We start from the raw sequence: 9,804 nt of genomic DNA on the forward strand, positions 1-9,804 counted from the left end.
CCGGCCGCCAGCGCGACGATCAGCGCCGCGGTGCGCGCCTGCAGCCGCGCGGCGTCGGCGTCGCGGCGGACCAGGTGCTCGCGCTGCACGGCGGCGAGCGCATCGAGCTCGGCGCGGATCGCATCCATCGCGAGCTTGCCGTCCAGGTCGGTGCCGGCGCCGGCGGGTTCCACGTCGCCGCTGCGGCGCTTCAGCACATGGGCATCGGCGAGCGCGATGCGGCGTTGCACCAGGTCGTCGATGCGCTGGCGGACGGCGGCGAAGTCGCCGTGCGGCCCCGACGGCGTGGCCAGGTGCTGCATCAGGTCGGCATAGGTGTCGGGGAACTTCGCCTTGCCGCGCTCGTACGGCTCCAGGCTTTCGGTGCTGCCGCTGAGCAGGTAGCCGCGCTGGCCGGTCTCGATGTCGAGCAGCAGCGTGAGCGTCCTGTCGATCAGCCCGAGCGTCTGCTCGTCGCGCCGGCGCTCCTGGGCGTGGCCGGCCAGGTCCTGCAGGCCGCGGTAGCCGGCGCCGGCGGTCACGCCGAAGGCGGTGGCACCGGCCACGATCAGCCACAGCGCGAGCTGCGCCGTTCGCCACCACGGCCGGGCCGGGCGCTCTGACGATGCCGATTCCAAGGGCCATCCCTCCCTGGCGAGCCGAGGTGTCGTGCATGGTATGCGCGGACGGCCGGGGCCGGTACCGGTTCCAACCCATCCGACACATTGGGGATGACAGTGCAAGCGGAACTGGTCGACAGTCCGGCGGATGGCGTGTAGCAAAGTGTGTCAGACAGGCGCGTTTGCGGTTAGATTTCCCGCAGGGGGAAGTTTGAATGCGCAGTGCGCGAGCACACGATCTGCCGCCGTTCCACGTCACGGCGCGCCTGGACGAATCCGGGTCTTGCGATGTCTTCATCACCGATGGGCAATCGGTGGGCCGGCATGCCCGGGCCGTGCCCGACCTGCCGGCGTTGCGCCGGCTGTCGCATGCCGCCGCTGAAGGCGACCTGCACGCGAGCGTCACCTTGTTCGCTCAGCTGTTCCCGGGCGTCATCGGTGCCACGCTGCGTGGCAGCGAGCCGCGCCGGCTGAACCTGCAACTCGGCGCGGCGCTGCACGGCCTGCACTGGGAGCTGGCCAGCGACGGCCACGGCCTGCTCGGCGAGCGCTGGCGGGTCGCGCGGCACCTGCTGGTCGATGACGACCGGCCCGCCGACCCCGATTCGCCACCGGACCTGACGGCCACCACGGTGCGGCGAGTGCCGCGGCGCGGCCCGCTGCAGGTGCTGCGGCTGGGCGATGCGGCCGGCCGCGCCGAGGCGACCCGGCCGGTGCTGCCGGCGCTCGACAGCCCGGCCGTCGTGTCGACCACGCTGGCGCGCGATGCCGTGCCGCCCGATGCGATCGCCGGGCTGCTGGCCGGGCATGACGTGATCCGACTCGACAGCGGTGCGCCGCACGAGTTGCTGGCCGGCGTGACGTGGTTGCGCCCGCCCAAGCTCTTCGTCGTCGGGCAGGTCCCCGGGCTCCAGCTGGCGCTGCTCGCGCAGCAACTGGCGCTGCTCGGGGCGAGCCTGCTGGTCGTGCCGCCCGGCGACGCGAGCGCCGAGGAAGGGGCCCCCAGCTGGTTCGGCGCGCTGTGCGAGCGCCTCGCGCAGGCCCAGCCGATCGCCGAGGCGGTGCGGGCAGCGCGCGGCTTGCATGACAAGAGCGGCGCGCCGTGGCTGCAGCTGTACGGCGATGGCGATGCGGTGCTGGTGCTGCCCGACGCCCGCGCGTCGGCCGGCAACGATGCGCGCCAGGTCACCTCGCTGTCGTTCGACTTCGTCGACTCCACCGGCTGGCTGCACCGGCTGGGCAGCGAGCGCTATGCGAGCCTGCTGGCCGAGTTCCACCAGCGCTGCATCGAGCAGATCGAGCGCCACGGCGGCGTCGCCGACGATCCGCAGGGCGACGACGGCGTGATGTCGTACTTCGGCTACCCGGCTGCCAGCGAGCGCAGTGCCGAGCAGGCGGTGGCGGCGGGCCTCGCGATCGTGCAGTCGGTGGCCGGCATGTCGACGCCGGTGCAGGTGCGCATCGGCATCGCCACCGGGCGCGTCTCGGTGATGGCCGGCCAGCCGGTCGGCGTGTCGATCCACCTGGCCGCGCGGCTGCAGAGCAAGGCGGCGCCGGGCACGGTGCTGGTCTCCGACATGACGCTCGCGCTGGTGCAGCATCGCTTCACGGTGCAGCCGCTGGACGGCGTGCTGGCGCTGAAGGGCATCGAGGGCGCCCAGCGCGCCGGCGTCGTGCTGCACGACCGCAAGGAGCACCGGCTCGATGCGCTGCCGCGGCTCACCCCCTTCGTCGGCCGCGACGACGAGCTGGCCGCGCTGGTGCGCCACTGGGACGCGCTGCAGGACGGCGCGCTGCGCGTGGTGCAGCTGCGCGGCGACGCCGGCATCGGCAAGTCGCGGCTGGTGCGCGAGTTCCGCCACGGCCTGAAGGCGCGCGGCGCGCGCTCGTTCGAATGCCGCTGCCTGCCCGACCACGCGAGCAGCGCCTTCCATGCGGTGATCGACGCGATGCACCACTGGCTGGGGCTGCGCGACGATGACGACGGTCCGGCGCGCCTGCGCAAGCTGGCCGACGCGCTGCCGCCCGGGCTGGATGCGGCGCAGGCGCTGCCGGTGCTGGCGGCRCTGCTGTCGCTGCCGGGCGAGCCGCTGGCCGGCACGCCCGAGCGCCTGCGCGAACGCACGCTCGCGACGCTGGTCGAGTGGTTCCAGCGCGCGGCGCAGGCGCGGCCGGTCTGCCTGGTGGTCGAAGACCTGCACTGGGTCGACCCGTCGACGCGCGAGTTCCTCGGCCGCCTGCTGGCCAGCGGCGGGCAGGCACCGATGCTGGTGCTGCTGACCGAGCGCACCGCGACCGACGATGCCGCTTCCGCCGCGGCATCCTGGCAGCCGCCGGTCGTGCACCAGGCCATCGAGCTGCACGGCCTGCGCCCCGACGAATCGCGCCGGCTGCTGAAGCAGGCCTGCGGCGAATCGCTGCTGCCGGCCGGCGTGGTGCGGCTGCTGGCCGGGCGCTCAGACGGCGTGCCGCTGTTCCTCGAGGAATCGGCGCGCATGGCGGTGGAGCAGAGGGCGACGCTCGACGAGGTGCTGCCGCAGACGCTCGACGTGCCGGGCAGCCTGCAGGACCTGCTGATGGCGCGCCTGGACCGGCTCGGCCCGGCGCGCGCCGTCGCGCAGTTCGGCGCCGTGCTCGGGCGCGAGTTCCCGGTCGCGCTGCTGGAGCAGGTGCTGGCGCACGGCGGCCGGCCGATGACGCCGCAGGAACTGGCGGCGCAGCTCGACCTGATCGAGCAGTCGGGGCTGCTGACCAGCGTCGGCGGCAACGAGGCGGGCGGTGCCTCGGGCGAGCGGCGCTGCGCCTTCAAGCACGCGCTGGTGCGCGACATCGCCTACCAGTCGCTGTGGACGCGCGATCGCCAGCAGGTGCACCGCGCGGTCGCGGCGGTGCTGCGCGCCTCGTGGCCCGAACTGGCGCAGCGCCAGCCCGAGCTGCTGGCCCATCACCAGACCGAGGCGGGCCTGGCGGCCGAGGCGCTCGGGCAGTGGGAGGTGGCGGCGCGGCTCGCGGCCTCGCGCTCGGCGCACGACGAGTCGATCCAGCACCTGCAGCGCGCGCTGGCGCTGCTGGGGAGCCAATTGCATGAACCGACTCAAGAGCGCGAGCGGCGCGGCATCGAGCTGCGCCTGCAACTGCTGCTCGCGTCGCGCTACATCGCGACCGAAGGCTATGGCGCGCCGCCGGTCGAGCGGGCCTACGTGCGCGCCGAGCAGCTGGGCGACGAGCTGGGCGACCCGGTCGCGCAGCTGAAGGCGCAGCTCGGGCTGGAGGGTTACCACTTCATGCGCGGTGATTTCGGGCGGGCGCACGAGATCGCGCGGCGTGCCGAGGCGCTGGCCGAGCAGGGCGGCGACCCGATGGCGCGGTTGCAGGTGCGCTGGGCCACGGCCAACATCCTGTTCCACGAGGGGCACGGGCTGGCCGCGGTGCAGCGCATGGACGAGTGCCTGGCGGTGTACCGGCCGGAGCACCATCGCCGCGCCGCGGTGCAGGACCCGGGCGTGATGTGCCTGTGCTACTCGGCCTGGGGCCAGTGGGAGCTCGGCCACCCGGACGACGCGCTGGCGCGCATCGACCGCGTGCAGCAGCTCGCACGCACGCTCGACCACAAGTTCAGCCTCGGCGAGGCCTTCGGCTTCGCCGCCAACGTGCACCGCTACCGCGGCGAGCACGCGCAGGCGCTGGCCTGCGCCGAACAGGCGATCGCGATCTGCGACGAAGGCGGCTTCGCGGTGTGGCTCGCGCATGCGCACGTGATGCGCGGCTGGCTGCAGTGCGAGCGCGGACGGCACGACGAGGGCGTGGCCGAGATGCGCGAGGGCCTGGCGCTGTGGGCGCGCAGCGGTGCCGTCGTCACGCGGCCGCTGTACCTGACGCTGCTGGCCGAAGGCCTCGCGCGCGGCGGCGACCTGGTGCAGGCGCTGGCGCGGCTCGACGAGGCGATGGGCATCGTGCAGGCGCACGGCGAGCGCTACTACGAAGCCGAGGTGCGCCGCTTGATCGCCGAGCTGACGCTGCGCCGCGACGGCCTCTTGCTGCCGGCGGCGCGCCGGGCGGCCGAGCAGGGCCTGCGCGCGGCGCACGAGCTCGCGATGCAGCAGCACAAGCGCGGCTTCGCGCTGCGCAGCGCCACCAGCCTGGCGCGGCTGTGGCACGAGGACGGCCGCACGCGCGAGGCGCTGCAGCTGCTGAAGCCGGCCTACGCGTCGTTCACCGAAGGGCTGGAGACGCACGATCTGCGACAGGCGCGAGAGCTACTGCGGTCCATCAGTTGAGGTTGAGCTCGGTCAGTTGAGTATTTCAGGCGGCAACGCGGGGAGGTGGTGATGACGACCGACAGGAAGTTCCGGCCCGGGCCGGTCGATCTGCCGACCTGGTACGCCGCAGCGACGACCAACCATGCGCGCAACCGCATGCTGTTCGAGTGGCTGTGCGACTGGCGCAACCTGCGGCCGCACGATCCGCAGAGCCTGCCGCCGCAGCGCGATGCGTTGTTCGAGCAACTGCTGAAACGCCCGGGCCTGGAGGGCGTTCTGACGGTTCCAAGCCGCGCGATCCGCCACGAGAACGAGTACGAGCCTGAGGGCAGTCCGGTGCGGCACGACCGGACCTACGGGCACAGGAAGGTGCGGATGCTGCTGGATGCCGACGACATCGCGGCCGTGCTGCGCAACGGCGATGCCTTCAGCAACGAGGCCTACAACAAGCTCGGTTCCGGCACCTTCCTGCTGGGCCTCGACCACGAGACGCTGCGCAAGCGCCAGCGCACCGCTGCCGCGAAGGCGCTGCGCTATGACCCCTCAACGGTGACCGCGCTGGCCGAACTGGCGGTTGCCGAGGCCGAGCCGATCTGGCTGCGCGCGCCGTCCTTCGACCTTGCGCAGTTCGCCGAGCAGGTCGCGCTGCGCTTCTGCAGCCGGCTGTTCGGCTTCGCCACGGGCGATTACCCGGTGCTGGAGAGCGCGCTGCGGGGTGCGTACATGGCGCTCACGCACCAGATCCTCGGCCGGCATTTCGTCAGCGACCCCGCGCCTGTGGCCGCTGCGCGCGGGCCGATGGCTGTGCTGTTCACGCGAGCCTGCGAACTGATCGACGAGTACCAGCGCTACCCGACGATGAGCCCGCAGACGCTCCCGACCGGCGTGGACCTGCGGACCGACAAGGTGCCTGGGTTCGAACCGGCGATGCGCCGCCTCGGGTGCCTCGCCCGTGAGGCGGGAACCTTGCCGGAGGATGACCTGAGCGGCGAGGAACTGGGTGTGATCGTCGTCGGCGTGATGTCCGGTGTGGTCGGCAACGTGCAGGCGGCCGTCTGCTCGGCGCTGCACGAGTTCTTTCGCAATGGATTGGTCGAGGCGTTGCGCGGCGTGGCGCGCACCTACGGGGAACCGTCGAACGAGCTGTGGCCCTGGATCGCCGAGGCGCTGCGCCTGAACCCGCCGGCCGCCTACCTGCCGCGCCGCGTGACCGAGGACTTCACGCTGCCGGGCGGCGTGACGTTGAAGAGGGGCGAGGAGTGCGTGCTTTCGATCGTCGCGGCGTTGCGCGCAAAGGGCACGGCCTTCGTCGGCTCGTTCGACGAGGAAGGCAAGGTCAAGACACCGCCGCCCGCGCCCGATCCGCTGATCTTCGGCATCGACAGCGGCCCCGACAGCGGCCCTTTGCGGCATGGCCTGCATTCGTGCATCGGTGACAAGCTGGCGCGGCCGCTGATCAGCGCGATCGTGCGCCGCGTGCTGCTGCTGCGCGGGCTGGCCGAGGCGTTCGATCCGGAAGACGGCACCGTGGTCGGCCTGGAGCGGCGCTGGGGCTTCACCTGCAAGCGCTATCCGCTGACCTGCCGGCTCGATCGCCAGCATGCGCTGAACGTGTCGATGCGCGTGAAGACGCCGATCGCCCTGCATGCCGAGGCGTTGAAGGCGGTGATCCGCGCCGGCGCACCGCGCATCGAGACGGCGCTGCTCGAGTCGCGGCACATCCATTTCGCGTGGTTCGAGTTCATCGAGAACGACAACCGGCTGGTGCTGCACACGGTGTACGACGGGCTGTTCGAGTCGTACATCGAGCATTTCGCGCTGGCGGTGGGTGAGCTGTTCGACAAGATCTTCGAGCACATCGAAGACGCTCCGCCGATGCCGGTCAACAAGTACCCCGGCGCCTTCATCGACCTGATCCGCCGCAACGACCGGCCGGTGGCGGAGGGCTACTTCTTCAGTGCCTACCCTGCGCTCGAGGCGGAGCAGATCCGCCGCGTGCTGGGAGTCACGCCATGAAGGCGCAGCCGCTGAAGCCGGCCACGTCGCGTGCGCTGTGGGGGAATCACTTCGACCACGTCCAGCGCATCGTGCTGTGCACGCCGAAGCAACGGCGGGTGCAGCACCTGCTGCTGAAGTTCAACGGGACGGGTTCGCAGACGCGCCGTTTTCTCTCGGCGCTGAGCAGGCACGTGACGTACCGGCCGAGCGATCCGAAGCCCGGCGGCCCGCAGCTGAGCATCGGCTTCACGTACCGCGGACTGGAGGCGCTGAAGCTGCCGCTGCGCGTGCTGCTGGTGCTGCAGAAGCTCGCGCCGTCGTTCCACCTCGGCGCGCCGGTGCAGGCCGCGACGCGGCTGGGTGACACCGGATCGAGCGCGCCCGACCACTGGGACAGCGGCTTTCAGCTGGAGGCGCTGCATGCGGTGATCAGCCTGCACCACGATGACGACGCCGCGTCCACCGAGTTGCTGAAGCGGGTCGGGCGGCTGGCGAAGGGGTTCTGCGTGCAGATCGACGACACGGTGCCACGGGGCGAGAACTTCAGCCTCACGCCCGGCAGGCCCGAAGAACGCTGGGTGCATTTCGGCTACCGCGACGGCCTGTCGAAGGTGGGTATCAATGGCTGGTCGCACGACCCGGACATCCCCCCGAAGGAGCACCGCAAGCTGCGGAAGGTCTCGATCCACAACCCCGGCGAGTTCCTGCTCGGCCACACGGACGATGGTGGTGCCAACCCATGGGCGCTGGCCGCGCAGCCGCAGGCGGTGCGGTCGTTCTTCTGCGAGGCGAGCTTCGGCGTGCTGCGGCAGATGGCGCAGGACGAGCCCGCGTTTCGCGCCTACCTGAAGCAGCGGGCGAGGTGGATCGCCGTCGGCAGCCGAGGCACGATCGACGAGGATGACGCGATCGAACTCGTGCGGGCCAAGCTGTGCGGCCGTTTCGCCGATGGGCGGCGCATCGACCCCGAGACGCAGCAGCCGACCGGTGCGCCGGGCGAGGACTTCGACTACGCGGGCGACGCCGAAGGCAAGGGCTGCCCATTCGGCGCGCACATCCGCCGCATGAACCCGCGTGGGGGCCAGATTGCGCACCAGCTGCGCCGGCGTCCGCTGCTGCGGCGGGGCGCGCCGTACGGAGACCGGTGGAAAGAGGGCGAGGCATCCGGCATCGAGCGCGGCCTGCTCGGCCTGTTCTTCTGCAGCAGCATCGAGAACCAGTTCGAGCACCTGCTCGGCGAGTGGGCCGACCGCGTGCCGATGGGCAACCTCGACGAGGGCAACGCGAAGGACCCGCTGGCCTCGCGCCATGAGGATCCCGATGCGAGCTTCGTGCTGCCCGGCGACGCGTTGCAGCGCGGCGGCGTGACGGAGTTCAAGGGCCTGAAGCCGTTCGTGCGCACGCGCGGCACCGCCTACCTGCTGTACCCGACGAGCGACGGCCTGGAGCAGCTCGCGACCGAGGACCATGGCCACCTGTGGGTCGATGCGGTGGACCGGGAAGACTACGAATGACCGCGCGAACGGCCGCGCCGCTGCTCGACACCGGCGAAGACTTCGTCGAAGTGCCTGAGCCGCTGACCGAGCGCCCGCCGGCCGACCGCTTCTGCGACCTGGTGCTGACGGGCGGTGTCGCGAGCGGCGTCGTCTACCCGTGGGCGATCCTCGAGATCGCACGCGCATTCCGCTTCAAGAGCATCGGCGGCACCTCGGTGGGCGCGATGGCGGCGGCACTCGCGGCCGCAGCCGAGTACGGCCGGCGCAACGGCTACGACGACGGCTTCGAGGTGCTGCGGCGCGCGCCGGGCGATCTGGCGAAGCCGGGGCCGCGCGGGCTGCGCACGAAGATGCTGTCGTTGTTCCAGCCGGCGCCGGAGGGGCAGCGGCTGTTCGATCTCTTCGTCGGCGCGGTCGACATCTACGGCGAAACGCGCCGCAGCCGCGTGCCGCGCTGGGTGCGGCTGGGCTGGCCCGCCTTGCGCAGCTACCGCAAGCCGGCGTCGTGGGGCGGCCTGCTCGGCCTGCTGATCGCGGCCGATTGCGCGCTGGTGCCGCCGTTCAGCTGGGGCAGCCTGCTCGGGTTCGTGCTGGCGATTCCGATCTGCGTCATCGGTGCCGTCGTGTTCTACGGGCTGCTGCCCGACCTGGACAAGGGTCTCGTGAAGAACGACCTCGGCCTGTGCCATGGCAAGACGCAGCCGGGGCGCGACCCGAAGACCGACCCCGGCCTGATCGAGTGGCTCGACAAGGGCATCCAGCTCGCCGCCGGTCTCCGCCGCGAAGACGCGCCGCTGACCTTCCGCGACCTGTGGTCGGCACCCGCCTCGCCGGGTGCGCCGCGCGTGGCGGTGGGCGATGGCGACGACCGCCGGCTGCGCTCGATCAACCTGGAGATGATCACGACCAACGTGACGCACGGCCGGCCGTACCGGCTGCCGCTGCAGGACGAGACCGATCGCGTGTACTTCCGGCGCGAGGACATGGAACGGTTCTTCCCGGACCGGGTGGTCGCGGCGATGGTGAAAGCGGCGCGACCGTATGCGCCGGCCAGCGATTTCGATCCACCGGCCGGCCAGGAGGCGGAGAGCGAGAACCTGCTTGAACTGCCCCGCGGCGACCTGCCGATCCTCGTCGCGGCGCGCATGAGCCTGAGCTTTCCGCTGCTGTTCTCGGCGGTGCCGCTGTGGGCGGTCGACCACGAGATGCCGCGCGAAGAGCGGGTGTTGAAGCGCTGCTGGTTCTCCGACGGCGGGCTGTGTTCCAACTTCCCGATCCACCTGTTCGATGCGGCCGTGCCGCGCTGGCCGACCTTCGGTCTGTGGCTCGGCCAGCGCAACCCGTTCCGGCGCAACGTGTTCGTCTGGCTGCCGAAGACGCACCTGCAGGGCAGCCGCGACAGCTGGCAGCGTTTTGACCCGGACGATCCTGGCACGCAGGTGCAGGCACGCG

At 71.7% G+C, this 9,804-nt stretch carries 4 protein-coding genes and 1 pseudogene; 4 read left to right on the forward strand and 1 reads right to left on the reverse strand.

Annotated elements, in window-relative coordinates:
* Positions 1-617, reverse strand: a 617-nt coding sequence (locus AC1D1T_RS26045) for a CHASE3 domain-containing protein (protein WP_477992771.1), incomplete at its 3' end; no start/stop codon positions are given.
* 197 nt (positions 618-814) lie between these two features.
* Between AC1D1T_RS26045 and AC1D1T_RS26050 the strand changes: the two genes are divergently transcribed.
* The 4 genes and pseudogenes from AC1D1T_RS26050 to AC1D1T_RS26065 form a co-directional block, all read left to right on the forward strand.
* Entirely contained in the window at positions 815-4,876 is a 4,062-nt protein-coding gene (locus tag AC1D1T_RS26050; protein WP_477825347.1) for an ATP-binding protein, read from the forward strand.
* 51 nt (positions 4,877-4,927) lie between these two features.
* Complete coding sequence (locus AC1D1T_RS26055) at positions 4,928-6,874, forward strand: cytochrome P450 family protein (RefSeq protein WP_477825346.1); 1,947 nt, start codon at positions 4,928-4,930, stop codon at positions 6,872-6,874.
* Entirely contained in the window at positions 6,871-8,370 is a 1,500-nt protein-coding gene (locus tag AC1D1T_RS26060; protein ID WP_477992772.1) for a hypothetical protein, read from the forward strand. Before AC1D1T_RS26055 ends, AC1D1T_RS26060 begins: the two co-directional genes overlap by 4 nt.
* A pseudogene (locus tag AC1D1T_RS26065) lies at positions 8,367-9,804 on the forward strand (hypothetical protein); the annotation flags it as partial. The gene AC1D1T_RS26060 and the pseudogene AC1D1T_RS26065, both read left to right, overlap by 4 nt.

The organism is Rhizobacter sp. P2_H3, assembly GCF_056403355.1.

Coding starts and splice junctions, on each gene's coding strand:
- AC1D1T_RS26055 (WP_477825346.1), top strand. CDS start 4,928: ATGACGACCGACAGGAAGTTCCGGCCCGGGCCGGTCGATCTGCCGACC.
- AC1D1T_RS26060 (WP_477992772.1), top strand. CDS start 6,871: ATGAAGGCGCAGCCGCTGAAGCCGGCCACGTCGCGTGCGCTGTGGGGG.